Source organism: Paraburkholderia sp. BR14320 (assembly GCF_040948665.1).
In the GTDB taxonomy this organism is placed as follows: Bacteria; Pseudomonadota; Gammaproteobacteria; order Burkholderiales; family Burkholderiaceae; genus Paraburkholderia; species Paraburkholderia youngii.
Window position 1 is genome coordinate 265,941 of sequence record NZ_JBFPKG010000002.1, and the last position, 13,563, is coordinate 279,503.

Here is a 13,563-nt window from a genome sequence, read left to right on the forward strand (position 1 = left end):
ACTAAGGTGCTGCTCAAGGACAAAATCGTGATCGTCACCGGCGGCTCGCGCGGCATCGGACGCGCGATCGCGGTGGCCTGCGCCCGCGAAGGCGCGGACGTGGCGATCAACTACTGGGGTGACAACGACGCATCGTATGGCCGCCGCTCGGCGGTCGAGGAAGTGGTCGGCGAAATCGAGGCGTTGGGGCGGCGCGTGATCGCGGTGGAAGGCAACGTCGCCGCGCGCGATACCGGTCGGGAGCTGGTGCGCCGTACGGTCGACGCGTTCGGCAAGGTCGACGTGCTCGCGAGCAATGCCGGCATCTGTCCGTTCCACGCGTTTCTCGACATGCCGGCCGACGTGCTCGAATCGACGGTTGCGGTCAATCTGAACGGCGCGTTCTTCGTCACGCAAGCGGCCGCGCAGCAAATGAAAAAGCAGGGCACCGGCGGCGCGATCGTCGCGACGAGTTCAATCAGCGCGCTGGTGGGCGGCGGCATGCAGACGCATTACACGCCGACCAAGGCCGGCGTGCATTCGCTGATGCAGTCGTGCGCGATTGCGTTGGGGCCGTACGGCATCCGCTGCAACTCGGTGATGCCGGGCACGATCGCAACCGATCTGAACGCGGAAGATCTCGCCGATGAAGCGAAGAAGGCCTACTTCGAGAAGCGCATTCCGCTCGGCCGCCTCGGGCATCCCGACGACGTCGCCGATTGCGTCGTGTTTCTCGCGTCGGACCGCGCGCGCTATGTGACGGGCGCCGCGCTGCTCGTCGACGGCGGCCTGTTCGTGAACCTGCAATAAGCGACGCGAAATGCGGGCGTCAATTGACCGTGGCGGGCGTAGTCAGCGCGCCAGGTGCGATGGCAGGATTGTCGCGCGCAAGGTTGCGCGAGAAGCCGCGCAGCAACTCGATCAAGCGCAGCGCCGGCTCGGCGAGCGGCTCTTCCTTGCGCGTCAGAATGCCGAAACCCGCGAGACTCTTGCCGATTTCCAGCGGCAGCGCGACGAGCAGCCCGCCGCGCACATGATCGCGCACGACCGACTCCGGCAGCATCGCGACCGCATCGTAGTTTTCGAGCAATTGCAGCGTCGCGAAGATCGACGCGCATTCGGTCAGATTGACTGGCGTGGCGAGCCCCGCGCGCGCGAGTTCTTCCTCGAACAGCACGCGCGCCGGACTCGTGATCGGCTGCGCCACCCACGGCCACGCGACCAGTTCGCGCAATGTGACGCGCGGGTGCCGCGCGAGCGGATGCACGGCACGCACGACGAGCAGCAGCGTTTCGCGCGCGAGCGGCTCGAAACTGAAGTCGTTGTGCTGCAAAGGATTGGTCAGGCGCCCCAGCGCGAGATCGACCTCGCGGCGATGCAGCAATTGCACGACCTGGTCGCTCGTTTCGCCGAGGATGCGCACGTTGAGCAGCGGGCTTTCGGTCTTCAGCACGGCGACCGACATCGCCAGCAGATCGGGCGCGGCGCCCATGATCGCGCCGACGGTCAACTGCCCGTGACCGCCGCGGCGTTTGACGTCGAGGTCTTTGGCGAAGCGTGTGAGTTCGGCAAGCGCGCGGCGCGCGTAAGCGAGCGTGACGACGCCGAGCGGCGTCGGCGTCATGCCGCGGGCGTTGCGTTCGAACAGCAGAAAGCCGAACGCTTCCTCGATATCGCCGAGCATGCGGCTCGCGCTCGGTTGCGCGACGTTGACGGCCTCGGCGGCCTGGTGCAGGTTGCGGGTGTCGTCGAGCGCGACGAGCAGGGCGAGATGCTTGAACTTGAGACGGTTGACGAGTGCGACGGCGGCTGAATGTTGGCTCATGGTGCCAGTAGAGGTGCCCGTGCGATTCGGTTTGTGGATCGCCCAATCCCAACAACGGATTGAGAGGCTATCGATGCAGGAATTATAGTCGTTCGAAGAAGTCGACAGGAGACAGGCCGCAATGGAGACGATCGCTTTCCGGATGGTGCTGAACCCCGGCATGCGCGAAGAGTACGAACGGCGTCATACGGAGATCTGGCCCGAGCTCGTTGACGCATTGCACAACGCCGGCGTGCGCGACTACCGGATTTTCTTCGACCCCGACACGCATCATCTTTTCGCGGTGCTGTCGCGCACGAGCGATCACACGATGGATCAGTTGCCGCAACTCGACGTGATGCGCAAATGGTGGGATTACATGGCCGACATCATGCAGACCGCGCCCGATCACACGCCGCTGTCGCAGACGCTCGAACCGGTCTTTCATCTCAGTCATTGAGGTGCCGCATGCAGGTTGTCGATTCGCATATCCATCTGTGGGATCTGAAAACGCATCGCTATCCGTGGCTGGAGAACCCGGGCGTGTCGTTCGTCGGCGATGCGCGGGAGCTGAAGCATGACTATCTGCTCGACGATCTGCTCGGCGAAGCGGGCGACATCGACGTGCTGAAGCTCGTGCACGTCGAAGCGAATCACGATCCGGCCGATCCCGTCGAAGAAACGCGCTGGTTGCAATCGATCGCGGATCGCGGCGCGTCGCGCGGCATGCCGAATGCGATCGTCGCCGCCGTGGACCTGTCCGCGCAGAACGCACCGGCGTTGCTCGAAGCGCATGCGTCGTTCGCCAATACGCGCGGCATCCGGCAGATCCTCAACGTGCACGACAACAAGCTGTTCGATTACGTCGGCCGTCACTATATGCGCGAGCCGCAGTGGCGCGAGCATTTCGCATTGCTGCGCCGGTTCGACCTGTCGTTCGACCTGCAAATTTATCCGTCGCAGATGGAAGAGGCGGCCGCGCTAGCGCGTGCGCATGCGGACACGCTATTGATCGTCAATCATGCGGGCATGTTCGTCGATCGCAATAGCGTGGCCGGTTATCGCGCGTGGCGCGACGGCATGCGCGTGCTCGCGGCCTGTCCGAACATCGCGGTGAAGATCAGCGGGCTCGCGATGTTCGATCATCACTGGACCGTCGAAAGCCTGCGCCCGTATGTGCTCGAAACGATCGATACGTTCGGCGTCGAACGCGCGATGTTCGCGTCGAACTTTCCGGTCGACCGGCTGTTCGGTTCGTATACGGATTTGTGGCGCGCGTATGCGGCGATCGTCGCCGATGCGAGCGAGGCTGAGAAAGACGCGCTGTTTCGGCGTAACGCGGAACGGTATTACCGGATTTGACGTGCCGCCGCGTCGAGCAGAACACAGCCGCAAAAAAGGAGACACGCAGTGCAGCCATCCCCATCCGCGGTGCCGCGACTCGAATTGCGGCACGCGAGCAAATCCTTCGGCCGGGTGCGCGCGCTGTCCGACGGCGACCTCGTGCTGTGGCCCGGCGAGGTGCATGCGCTGCTCGGTGAGAACGGCGCGGGCAAATCGACAGTCGTGAAAATTCTCGCCGGCGTGCATCAGCCCGATGCCGGCGAACTGCTGGTGAACGGCGAGCCGCGCCGCTTCGCGACACCCGCCGAAGCGCGCGACGCCGGACTCGCGGTCATCTATCAGGAGCCGACGCTGTTCTTCGATCTGTCGATCGCGGAGAACATCTTCATGGGCCGCCAGCCGGTCGACCGCTTCGGCCGCATCCAGTACGACGCGATGCATCGCGAAGTGGACGGACTGCTTGCCTCGCTCGGCGTCGAACTGCGCGCGGATCAACTGGTGCGCGGTCTGTCGATCGCGGATCAGCAGGTGATCGAAATCGCCAAGGCGTTGTCGCTGAACGCGAGCGTGCTGATCATGGATGAACCGACGGCCGCGTTGTCGCTGCCCGAAGTCGAGCGGCTGTTCGCGATCGTGCGCAAGCTGCGCGAACGCGACGTCGCGATTCTGTTCATCACACACCGGCTCGACGAAGTGTTCACACTGACGCAGCGCGTGACGATCATGCGCGACGGCGCGAAAGTGTTCGACGCACTGACCGCCGATCTGAGCACCGACGCGATCGTCGCAAAGATGGTCGGCCGCGATCTGGAAACGTTCTATCCGAAGGCCGATTGCACGCCTGGTGAAGTGCGTCTGTCGGTGCGCGGCTTGACGCGCATCGGCGTGTTCAAGGACGTCTCGTTCGATGTGCGCGCGGGCGAGATCGTCGCGCTCGCGGGTCTGGTCGGCGCGGGGCGCAGTGAGGTCGCGCGCGCGATCTTTGGTATCGATCCGCTCGATGCGGGCGAAGTGTGGCTGTCCGGCAAGCGGCTCGACACCGGCAAGCCCGCGGCCGCGGTGCGCGCCGGGCTCGCGCTGGTGCCGGAGGATCGTCGCCAGCAAGGCTTGGCGCTGGAACTGAGCATCGCGCGCAATGCGTCGATGACGGTGCTCGGCCGGCTCGTGCGGCATGGCCTCATTTCGACGCGCAGGGAAACGCAGCTCGCGAACAAGTGGGGCACACGGCTGCGCCTGAAAGCCGGCGACCCCAATGCGCCGGTCGGCACGCTGTCGGGCGGCAACCAGCAGAAGGTCGTGCTCGGCAAATGGCTCGCGACCGGCCCGAAAGTGCTGATCATCGACGAACCGACACGCGGCATCGACGTCGGCGCCAAGGCCGAGGTGTATAGCGCGCTCGCCGAACTCGTACGCGACGGCATGGCCGTGCTGATGATTTCGAGCGAGCTGCCCGAGGTGCTCGGCATGGCCGATCGGGTCCTCGTGATGCACGAAGGCCGCATCAGCGCGGAGATCGCGCGCGCCGACGCGAACGAGGAGCGCATCATGGGCGCCGCGCTCGGTCAGGGACTCTCACCATTGGGACGTGCAGCATGATGCGCCATTCGACCCATCCCGCGCCGGTCCAGCAATCGCTGCCGAAACGTTCGGCCGCTTCGTCGGGCGGTCTTGTCGCGAGCATCGCGAAGAGCCGCGAAACCACGTTGTTCGTCGTGCTGATCCTGCTGATCGCGGGGACCGGGCTTGCGAAGCCGCAGTTCCTGAACATGCAGAATCTGCGCGACGTGCTGCTGAATGTGTCGATCATCAGTCTGCTGACGGCGGGCATGACCGTCGTGATCCTGATGCGGCATATCGATCTGTCGGTCGGCTCGACGGTGGGTGTCAGCGCGTATGCGGTGGGGAGTTTGTATGTTGCGTTCCCGCATATGCCGGTGCTCGTCGCGCTGGCCGCGGGACTCGCGATCGGGCTCGTCGCGGGCGGCATCAACGCGCTGCTGGTCGCGGTGGGGCGCGTGCCTTCGCTGGTCGCGACGCTGTCGACGCTGTACATCTTTCGCGGCGCCGATTACGCATGGGTGCACGGCGGCCAGATCAACGCGACCAGTCTGCCCGACGCGTACTCGCGGCTCGCGACCGGCACGCTGCTCGGTATCCCGACGCTCGCGCTGATCGCGATCGTCGTGCTTGCCGGGCTGTCGGTATATCTGAAGCAGTTTCGCGCCGGTCGAGAGCACTATGCGATCGGCTCGAATCCGGAGGCCGCGCGGCTCGCGGGCGTCAACGTCGAGCGTCGCGTGATGTCGGGCTTCCTGTTGTCCGGCGCGATCGCGGGCTTTGCGGGCGCGTTGTGGCTCGCGCGCTTCGGCACCGTCGATGCGAGCACCGCGAAGGGCATCGAGTTGCAGGTCGTCGCGGCGGCGGTGGTCGGCAGCGTCGCGATTACGGGCGGCGTCGGCACGATCCTCGGCGCGACGCTCGGTGCGCTCGTGCTCGGTGTGATCAGCATCGCGCTGGTCGTGCTGCACGTGTCGCCGTTCTGGGAGCAGGCGATCCAGGGCGCGCTGATCGTCGCCGCGATCGCCGCCGATACGCTGCTGGCCCGCTCCGTCGCCAAACGCATGATGAGGAAACGCGATCATGGCTAAACCCGATTCCGCGCTGCTTACGCGCAAACGCGAAACGCCGCTGCAATGGGAAGTGTTGCTGGTGATCGTGCTGATCGTGTCGCTGGGGTTGGGGCGCTGGTTGTCGCCGGTGTTTCTGACCGGCGCGAACCTGAGCAACGTGTTCGCCGATCTGACCGAGATCGCGCTGATGGCGCTGCCGATGACGCTGATCATCGTCGCGGCCGAAATCGATCTGTCGGTCGCGTCGGTGCTGGGCGCATCGAGCGCGCTGATGGGCGTGCTGTGGCACATGGGTCTGCCGATGCCGGTCGTGATCGTGCTGGTTCTGATCGCCGGCGCGTTGGCCGGTCTGCTGAACGGCCTCGTGATCGTCAAGCTGAACCTGCCGTCGCTCGCGGTTACGATCGGTACGCTCGCGCTGTTTCGCGGTCTCGCGTATGTGCTGCTCGGCGATCAGGCGGTCGCGGATTTTCCGGCCGCGTATACGGCGTTCGGCATGAACACGCTTGGGCCCACCTTCATCCCGTTGCCGTTCGTGATCGTGATCGTCGCGGCCGTGCTGTTCACCGTGCTGCTGCAAGCCACCGCGTTCGGCCGCAGCCTCTACGCGATCGGCGCGAATCCGACCGCCGCCGCGTTCTCTGGCATCGAAGTCGCGAAGATCCGCTTGCGCCTGTTCGTGATGTCGGGTCTCGTCAGCGCGGTCGCGGGCATCGTCTATACGCTGCGTTTCACCAGTGCGCGCGGCGATAACGGCGAGGGCTTCGAGCTATCGGTGATCGCGGCTGTGCTGTTCGGCGGCGTCAGCATTTTCGGCGGACGCGGCTCGATGGTCGGCGTGCTGTTGTCGCTGCTGATCATCGGCGTGCTGAAAAACGCGTTGACGCTCGACGACGTATCGAGCGAAACGCTGACCATCGTGACCGGCGTGCTGCTGCTCGCGTCGGTGCTGATTCCGAACCTCGTCGCGCGCTGGCGTGCGGCGCGCGACCGGCGTTTCATCGCGAAGTCCGCAGCGGCGTCTTCTTCATCCTGATCGTCACCGTTCTTACGAAGCTCCCAAGGACCGATAACCCGGCCCCCTCTCTGTCCAACAACAACGCAGGAGACACTTCATGTTCAAACCTCTACGTCACACCGGCATGGCTGCGCTATGCGCCGCGCTGCTCGCGATCAGCTGCGGCGGCGCATTCGCCGCGGACCTGAAAAGCGGCCTGAAGATCGCGTTCGTGCCGAAGCAGATCAACAACCCTTATGAAGTGATCGCCGACGACGGCGGCCTCTCCGCGATCAAGGAGTTCGGCGGCGTGGGCAAGGCGGTGGGGCCGTCGGATGCGGGTGCATCGTCGCAGGTGTCGTATATCAACACGCTGATCACGCAGCGCCAGGACGCGATCGTGATTGCCGCGAACGATGCGAACGCGGTCGTGCCGTACCTGAAGAAAGCGATGGGCCAGGGCATCAAGGTCGTCACGTTCGACTCCGATACCGCGCCCGAAGGCCGCCAGCTGTTCGTCAATCAGGCGAACGCTGAGGGCATCGGCCGCGGCCAGGTGCAACTGGTCGCGAAGCTGATGGGCGGCGAGGGCGAGTTCGCGATCCTGTCCGCGACGCCGAACGCGACCAACCAGAACACGTGGATCAAGTGGATGCAGGAGGAATTGAAGAAACCGGAGTACTCGAAGATCAAGCTCGTCAAGATCGCGTACGGCAACGACGACGATCAGAAGTCCTTCGTCGAAACCCAGGGCCTGCTGCAGGCCTATCCGAACCTGAAGGCGATCGTCGCGCCGACGACGGTCGGTATCGCGGCGGCGGCGCGCTACATCTCGTCGTCGTCGAGCAAGGGCAAGGTGGCGGTGACGGGCCTCGGCACGCCGAACCAGATGCGCGCGTTCGTGAAGAACGGCACCGTGACCGCGTTCCAGTTGTGGGACCCGAGCGAGCTCGGCTATCTGGCCGCGTACGCGGCGGCGTCGCTCGCGTCGGGCAAGATTTCGGGTAAGGAGGGCGAATCGTTCGACGCGGGCAAGCTAGGCAAGCGCACGATCGGCGCGCAAGGCGAGATCATTCTCGGGCCGCCGACCACGTTCGATGCGAGCAATATCGACAAGTACAACTTCTGAGCTTCGGCGGCGCCGACTGTCCACTCGACCGCCGTCGGCGGCGCGTGGGCAGTTAGCGCATCAGTACGAGCGTTCGCGTGCGGTCTGCTCAGCGGCGGATCGCGAAACGCTGTCCATACGCGGCGGGCGATGATCCGCTTCCCCATACCTCACCATCGATCAATACCCGTGTCACATCCTCGCCAGGCACCCGCACGTTCACCCGCGCGGCGGCCTCGCGATACAGCTGCGTCTGGTTGATGCGCGCGGCGATCGCTTCGTGATCGTTGCGTGCGTCGATGATCCCCCAGCGCTCGAACTGCGTAAGGAACCACGCACCTTCGATTGGATGCGGATAGTTGACCGCGCCGTCGTCGAAGAAGCGCATCGGCAAGCGGCGCGGGTACGCCGTGTCGACCCGGTCGCCAAGCCGCGCTGCGATCAGCGATTCGTCGATACCGATGTAATCGGACCGCGCGAGCCAGCGCGCAATTTCGTCGCGGTGCCCGGCGCCGTCGAGCCAGCGGCACGCTTCGAGCACGGTCTGCACGAGCGCGCGTGTCGTGCGCGGATGCGCGTCGACGAAATCGCGGCGGCAGGCGAGCACTTTCTCCGGATGCTCGGGCCACACCTCGCTCGTATAAGCGATCGTTGTGCCGACGCCATGCGCCTCGGCCATCGCATTCCACGGCTCGCCGACACACAGGCCGTCGAGCCGGTCTTCGGCGAGCGCCGCGACCATCTGCGGCGGCGGAATCGCGACGCTGTCGATGTCGCGCAACGGATCGACGCCTTGCGCCGCGAGCCAGTAGTACAGCCACATCGCGTGCGTGCCGGTCGGGAAGGTGTGCGCGAACACCGGCTTGCGGCCGAGCGTCGCGAGCGCCTCACGCAAAGTCCCGTGCTTCGCGAGCGCATCGGCGAGCCGGTTCGACAGCGTGATCGCCTGGCCGTTGCGGTTCAGCACCATCAGCACGGCCATGTCGGTGCGCGGTCCGCCGAGGCCGAGCTGCACGCCATACACGAGCCCGTAAAGCGCGTGCGCGGCATCGAGATCGCCCGACAGCAGTTTGTCGCGCACGGCGGCCCACGACGGCTGGCGGCACAGTTCGAGCGTGAGTCCATGCGCATGGCCGAACTCGAGCAGCTTCGCGGCGATCAGCGGGGCCGCGTCGGACAACGCGACGAAGCCGAGCCGCAGGTGGGTCTTTTCAGGCGGCTCTGCAAAGGCCGCCGCGGTGACGGAAGTGGCTGGATTCATGAGCGCATCATTTGAGCGAGGCGGCCGACGCGACGACCTCGCGCGCGACCTCGGCGAGTTTGACGCCCTGGTTCATCGCGCGTTTGCGCAGACTCGCGTAGGCGGCCGGTTCGGTGAGTTTCTGCTGATCCATCAGCAGGCGTTTCGCGCGGTCGATCAGCTTGCGCTCGGCCAGTTCGTTTTCGGCCTGCGCGAGCCGTTCGCGCAATTGCGACTCCTGCGCGAAACGCGCGAGCGCGACTTCGAGGATCGGCGCGAGCCGCTCGGTCGCGAGGCCTTCGACCAGATACGCGGTGACGCCCGCGTTGACCGCTTCGCGGATCAACTGCTGGTTCGCGTCGTGGCTGAACATCAGCACAGGGCGCGGCGCGGTCGCGTGCATCACGGCGAGCTGTTCGAGCGTATCGCGCGACGGCGACTCCGTATCGATGATGATCACGTCGGGCCGCTCGTCTTGCACCGCGCGATGCAGCGCCTGCGGCGTCGCGGTGCCGGCGAGCATTTCGCAGCCGAGACAGGCGAGCGCGTCGCGCAGATCGCCGATGGGTTTGTCGGTGTCGGTGACAAGAAGAACGCGCAGCATGGAGTCAGGGGAAGGGACATCTGACTACCGGTAAAGCAATGGATATGCCAGTCATCGCGCGATGGGGATTGGCGACGTGTGTGAGCAGCGTGCGCGCGCGCAAATGGCGCGGGCAAATCGGGATTTTTGTGACGATCGCCGCGAATCGTCCGCGAACGAGATGTGCGGCTATCTCGATCGCGCTGCACCGGCACGGGGCACGCTGGACAGCGGACGCCCGATGCACCGAAGCGGCGCATCGCATACAAAGCGGTCGAAGGCTCGAAGCCTCAAAGCCAGCGCGAATAACTGCGTGGCGAAAACAGCAAGGTCACCGCCATCATTGCGGCGATGCAGCCGGCGAGCATGATCCACGCGGCGGCGAACCCGCCGCTCCAGCCGCGCACGATCCCGGCCACGAGCGGCGTGACGGCCGCGACGATGAAGCCGACGCCCTGCGTGAACGCGACCAGCTGGCCGGCCACGCGATGATCGCTCGAATGATCCATCGCGGTCACGAGCGTCAGCGAAAACACGCCGCCGAGCCCCGCGCCCGCGATACCGACCCACAGCAGCGGCGCGGCGTCGGGCAGTGCGATCAGGCCGAGCACGCCGGCCAGTTGTGCCGATAGCCCGAGCATCAGCCACGGGCGGCGATCGCGGAACGACGCGGCGGCCAGCGGCAGCAGCAATGCCGACGTGGCCTGGAAGACCGTCATCGCAGCGAGCAGCGAGCCGCTCGCTGCGACGCCCGTGCCGCGCTGCTGATAGAACGCCGGCAGCCACGCGACCAGACTCGTATAACCGCCATTGACGATGCCGAAGTACAGGCCGAGCGTCCACGCGCGCCGCGTCGTCCACGGCGAGAACGCCGACGCGGGCACGGCAGAGGTGCGCAGCGTGGCGGGGGCCAGCGCATGCCGCCGCGTCAACAGCCACCAGCACGCGAGCGCGCCACAGGCCGGCAGCGCCCACACCGCGAGCCCCGCGTGCCACGTCTGCATTGCGCGGCTGACCCACGGACCCAGACTCGCGCCGAGGCCGCCTCCGCCCATGATCGACGCGGAGAACACGCCCATCGCGAGCGGCACGCGGGCGTGGAAACGCTGCTTGATGACGGCGGGCAGCAACGCCTGAATCGCGGCCACGCCAGCGCCTGCGAGCAGGGCCGTAGAAAGCAGCGTGAAGCCGCTCGACGCAATCCAGCGCGCGGCGCACGCAAGCGCGATCGCGGCGAGGCCGAGCGCGACTCCGCGCGTTTCGCCGACGCTGCGCGTCAACGCCGCTGCGCCGAATGCGCCGACGCCCATCGCGACGACCGGCAGGCTGGTCAGCAATGACGCGCCGTAGAAGCTCAGGCCGGTCGCGCCGCGAATCGTGGTCATCAACGGGCTGATCGAGGTCAGCAGCGGACGCAAATTGATGCCGATCACGACGATCGCGCCGAGCCACGCGAGGTCGTGCCATGTGAGCGCGGAGCGGGCGCGGCTTGCGGAGGTACTGTGAGGAGTAGCGCTGGTGGGCGAATTCATGGCGAGCCTGAGAGCCGGACTGCGGGAAAACGTTGCACTCTGCGTTTTGGTCAACCATAGTAACTTAAAATGGTTAACCATTTTCCCGAATGTCCGGTATAAGCAGCGGCGTAGCCCGGCAGATTGGCGTCGTGCGCGGGGCATCGCTAGAATGCTGCGGCTTTGTTCCGTTCTTGTTTTCCACCGTCTACGGTCACTGAAATCATGGCTACGCGTTCCTCGCGTTCTTCCTCCGCAGAATCCGCTCCGCCCGCACCCCCCGCGAGCGGCGACGCCTCGCCGAGCGTCGAAGAGCGCATTTACGCGTCGATTACCTCGGCCTTGCTGCAGGGGCGTTTGCGGCCCGGTGCGCAACTGGTCGAGCGCGATCTCGCGGCCGCGTTCGGCTGCACGCGCGGCGCGCTGCGCAAAGTGCTGGCGCGGCTAGGCTTCGAAGGCAAGCTCGTGCTCGAAGCGAATCGCGGCGCGTTCGTGCCGTCGCCGTCGGAGGAGGACATTCGTCAGGTGTATCGGGCGCGGCAGATCGTCGAGGCGGGCATCGTCGCATCGCTGTGCGGGGCGCTGAGCGGCGCACATAAGCGGCGCTTGCGCGCGCATGTGCGTAGCGAGGAAAAGGCGCTGCGCGCGGGCGCCATCGATGAATCCGTGCGCCTGGCCGGCCAGTTTCACGTACTGCTGACGGAGCTGGCGGGCGGCACTGAGTTGCTTGGACTGGTCGGGCAACTGGTCGCGAAGACGGAGCTGTACAAGGCGCTGTTCGACCCGTCGAAAGGTTCGAGCTGTTCCGCCGATGAGCACGCGCGGATCATCGACGCTCTCGATGCCGGCGACCTGCAAGCCGCGTTGACGGCGATGCGCGAGCATCTGTCGGAGCTGGAGGAGCGGGTGGTCGAGCAGGTGCGCAAAAGCGCGGATGGGGAGGATTTGGGGGCGGTGTTCGGAGTGTAGCGAGACGCGCTGCGACGTGCGTGGTCGCCGAAGCGGCGCGCCGCCAGATTTCAGTCAAGACGCCGCGCGTTCGTTCAGGCAGAACGCGGAGTCGGAAGGTATAACGCGAGTCTGTAGGGCCTCGCGCTGACTCTCGATGCTCGGGCGGGCTGCCCGCGTCACCTGCATGGCATCGCAGGTACGCTGGGCGGCGCCGTCACCACGGCTTATCTACGCCGCGCACCCTGCGACGCCGGCCGTGGCGCGCCGCCGCCGCTCGGGCGTTCGTCCTTGTGGCGGAAATTGATCCGTCCCTTGGTCAGGTCGTAGACCGACATTTCGAGCGTCACGCGATCGCCCGCGAGAATACGGATATGGTTCTTGCGCATGCGTCCGGACGCATAAGCGCCGACCACGACGCCGTTGTCGAGCGTCACGCGGTAGCGGCTATCGGGAAGCACTTCGTCGACGATACCGTCAAGTTCAATCAGTTCTTCTTTCGCCATGCATCACTCCTGGTCGATGGGATAAAGGGGAAATCGGCCGCGGGCATTGCGAGCGGCGCGAGTGTGGATTCGTTGGAAAAGCAGCGGCGCCCGCAAGCACGCTGCGCGACATGAGTGACGCGCCGATGACGCCGCTCAAAGATCGGTGACCGACTGACCGCTCACCTGGCCGTCGATCAGCCGTTCCGCATGCGCCATGCACGCGATGCGCGCCTTGCCCATGCCGTCGAACGGAAACAGATACTGCAGACGGAACACCCGGCCGTCGGCCGCCGGATTGGCGCCGACGCGGCAGATCCGCACCGACGCGTCGTAACCGGCGCCAGGATTGCGGGTCGCTTGCGCGCCCGCCGCGCGGCGCGGATAGACGAGCGGGTGAATTTCGTAACCCTTGTAGGTCCTGACTGCTGAATTCATGAAAACGTGTCCTGTATTGCGTGGTCGGCGCGCCGCGTGCGGGGCGCTGCTTGCGGCAACGTCTCCTCGAGGCGTCGTGACGCGGACCGGCGGCGCAGCACCAATGGGCGCGCCGCGATGAAAATGGTTGGCACAGGCCTGCTAGACCCGGCGGGCTCAATGACAATGGCTCGAGCGGTCGCGCGAAAACGCGGATTCGACCGAAAACGCTGAAGCGGCGCGCCGATTCGTGCGCCGGGCGCATGATGCTGAACCGCTCGGTGTACTTCTCGCGGCGGCGAATGCGGACGTCGCATTGCCGGAGTGACGGGATCGCCGATAAGGGGCGGTCGAACTGTCGGGGGTGGTGCGGCGATGCCGGGTTGAGACTGCCTGGTGCTGCCAGTGCTATATGGGTGCGAGGTGCAACTATTGCAATATGATGCCTGAAATAGGCCTGATTGGATAGTGCAAACTTCAGCACACGGCCGGAACGCCCGCCTGACGGGGCTTGGCG

At 65.7% G+C, this 13,563-nt stretch carries 14 protein-coding genes; 8 read left to right on the forward strand and 6 right to left on the reverse strand.

Annotation, left to right across the window (positions count from 1 at the left end):
• Positions 1-6: 6 nt before the first annotated feature.
• A complete protein-coding gene (locus AB3X89_RS03895; RefSeq protein WP_368581910.1) occupies positions 7-789 on the forward strand; it encodes an SDR family NAD(P)-dependent oxidoreductase in 783 nt (260 codons plus the stop codon).
• A 19-nt stretch (positions 790-808) separates the two neighbouring features.
• Here the strand turns inward: AB3X89_RS03895 and AB3X89_RS03900 are convergent, their stop codons facing one another.
• A complete protein-coding gene (locus AB3X89_RS03900; RefSeq protein ID WP_368581911.1) occupies positions 809-1,804 on the reverse strand; it encodes a LysR family transcriptional regulator in 996 nt (331 codons plus the stop codon).
• Positions 1,805-1,925: 121 nt separating this feature from the next.
• Between AB3X89_RS03900 and rhaM the strand changes: the two genes are divergently transcribed.
• From rhaM to rhaS, 6 genes are all read left to right on the forward strand, one after another.
• On the forward strand, positions 1,926-2,243 hold the full coding sequence (gene rhaM / locus AB3X89_RS03905; RefSeq protein ID WP_176106219.1) for an L-rhamnose mutarotase: 318 nt from the start codon (positions 1,926-1,928) through the stop codon (positions 2,241-2,243).
• Positions 2,244-2,251: 8 nt separating this feature from the next.
• Positions 2,252-3,145 (forward strand): amidohydrolase, encoded by an 894-nt coding sequence (locus AB3X89_RS03910; protein WP_368581912.1) that lies wholly within the window; start codon positions 2,252-2,254, stop codon positions 3,143-3,145.
• Between the two features lie 48 nt (positions 3,146-3,193).
• A complete protein-coding gene (locus tag AB3X89_RS03915; protein WP_368581913.1) occupies positions 3,194-4,723 on the forward strand; it encodes a sugar ABC transporter ATP-binding protein in 1,530 nt (509 codons plus the stop codon).
• Positions 4,720-5,775, forward strand: coding sequence for an ABC transporter permease (locus AB3X89_RS03920; protein WP_368581914.1), 1,056 nt, complete (start codon positions 4,720-4,722; stop codon positions 5,773-5,775). Before AB3X89_RS03915 ends, AB3X89_RS03920 begins: the two co-directional genes overlap by 4 nt.
• Positions 5,768-6,793, forward strand: a complete 1,026-nt coding sequence (locus AB3X89_RS03925) for an ABC transporter permease (protein ID WP_368581915.1) — start codon at positions 5,768-5,770, stop codon at positions 6,791-6,793. Before AB3X89_RS03920 ends, AB3X89_RS03925 begins: the two co-directional genes overlap by 8 nt.
• 79 nt (positions 6,794-6,872) lie before the next feature.
• Complete coding sequence (gene rhaS, locus AB3X89_RS03930) at positions 6,873-7,883, forward strand: rhamnose ABC transporter substrate-binding protein (protein ID WP_368581916.1); 1,011 nt, start codon at positions 6,873-6,875, stop codon at positions 7,881-7,883.
• A gap of 88 nt (positions 7,884-7,971) precedes the next feature.
• On the opposite strand, the gene AB3X89_RS03935 is transcribed toward rhaS, so the two are convergent.
• The 3 genes from AB3X89_RS03935 to AB3X89_RS03945 all read right to left on the reverse strand — a co-directional run bounded on the left by AB3X89_RS03935 (position 7,972) and on the right by AB3X89_RS03945 (position 11,217).
• Complete coding sequence (locus AB3X89_RS03935) at positions 7,972-9,123, reverse strand: CmpA/NrtA family ABC transporter substrate-binding protein (protein WP_368581917.1); 1,152 nt, start codon at positions 9,121-9,123, stop codon at positions 7,972-7,974.
• 7 nt (positions 9,124-9,130) lie between these two features.
• Positions 9,131-9,706 (reverse strand): ANTAR domain-containing response regulator, encoded by a 576-nt coding sequence (locus AB3X89_RS03940; protein WP_368581918.1) that lies wholly within the window; start codon positions 9,704-9,706, stop codon positions 9,131-9,133.
• Between the two features lie 269 nt (positions 9,707-9,975).
• Positions 9,976-11,217: a cyanate transporter gene (locus tag AB3X89_RS03945; protein ID WP_368581919.1), complete on the reverse strand. Its 1,242-nt coding sequence runs from the start codon at positions 11,215-11,217 to the stop codon at positions 9,976-9,978.
• A 204-nt stretch (positions 11,218-11,421) separates the two neighbouring features.
• On the opposite strand from AB3X89_RS03945, the gene AB3X89_RS03950 reads away from it, so the two are divergent.
• Positions 11,422-12,165: a GntR family transcriptional regulator gene (locus AB3X89_RS03950; RefSeq protein WP_368581920.1), complete on the forward strand. Its 744-nt coding sequence runs from the start codon at positions 11,422-11,424 to the stop codon at positions 12,163-12,165.
• A 206-nt stretch (positions 12,166-12,371) separates the two neighbouring features.
• Here the strand turns inward: AB3X89_RS03950 and infA are convergent, their stop codons facing one another.
• Both infA and AB3X89_RS03960 read right to left on the reverse strand, forming a co-directional pair.
• A complete protein-coding gene (gene infA, locus AB3X89_RS03955; protein ID WP_008924062.1) occupies positions 12,372-12,650 on the reverse strand; it encodes a translation initiation factor IF-1 in 279 nt (92 codons plus the stop codon).
• A 135-nt stretch (positions 12,651-12,785) separates the two neighbouring features.
• Positions 12,786-13,067 carry a hypothetical protein gene (locus AB3X89_RS03960; protein ID WP_368581921.1) on the reverse strand — a complete coding sequence of 94 codons (282 nt, stop codon included), beginning with the start codon at positions 13,065-13,067 and terminating at the stop codon, positions 12,786-12,788.
• Between the last annotated feature and the right edge of the window lie 496 nt (positions 13,068-13,563).

Bases quoted from the DNA above. Each gene is read 5' to 3' on its own strand.
- infA (WP_008924062.1), bottom strand. From the start codon at position 12,650: ATGGCGAAAGAAGAACTGATTGAACTTGACGGTATCGTCGACGAAGTG.
- rhaS (WP_368581916.1), top strand. From the start codon at position 6,873: ATGTTCAAACCTCTACGTCACACCGGCATGGCTGCGCTATGCGCCGCG.
- rhaM (WP_176106219.1), top strand. From the start codon at position 1,926: ATGGAGACGATCGCTTTCCGGATGGTGCTGAACCCCGGCATGCGCGAA.
- AB3X89_RS03945 (WP_368581919.1), bottom strand. From the start codon at position 11,217: ATGAATTCGCCCACCAGCGCTACTCCTCACAGTACCTCCGCAAGCCGC.
- AB3X89_RS03920 (WP_368581914.1), top strand. From the start codon at position 4,720: ATGATGCGCCATTCGACCCATCCCGCGCCGGTCCAGCAATCGCTGCCG.
- AB3X89_RS03910 (WP_368581912.1), top strand. From the start codon at position 2,252: ATGCAGGTTGTCGATTCGCATATCCATCTGTGGGATCTGAAAACGCAT.
- AB3X89_RS03900 (WP_368581911.1), bottom strand. From the start codon at position 1,804: ATGAGCCAACATTCAGCCGCCGTCGCACTCGTCAACCGTCTCAAGTTC.
- AB3X89_RS03940 (WP_368581918.1), bottom strand. From the start codon at position 9,706: ATGCTGCGCGTTCTTCTTGTCACCGACACCGACAAACCCATCGGCGAT.
- AB3X89_RS03950 (WP_368581920.1), top strand. From the start codon at position 11,422: ATGGCTACGCGTTCCTCGCGTTCTTCCTCCGCAGAATCCGCTCCGCCC.
- AB3X89_RS03925 (WP_368581915.1), top strand. From the start codon at position 5,768: ATGGCTAAACCCGATTCCGCGCTGCTTACGCGCAAACGCGAAACGCCG.
- AB3X89_RS03935 (WP_368581917.1), bottom strand. From the start codon at position 9,123: ATGAATCCAGCCACTTCCGTCACCGCGGCGGCCTTTGCAGAGCCGCCT.
- AB3X89_RS03960 (WP_368581921.1), bottom strand. From the start codon at position 13,067: ATGAATTCAGCAGTCAGGACCTACAAGGGTTACGAAATTCACCCGCTC.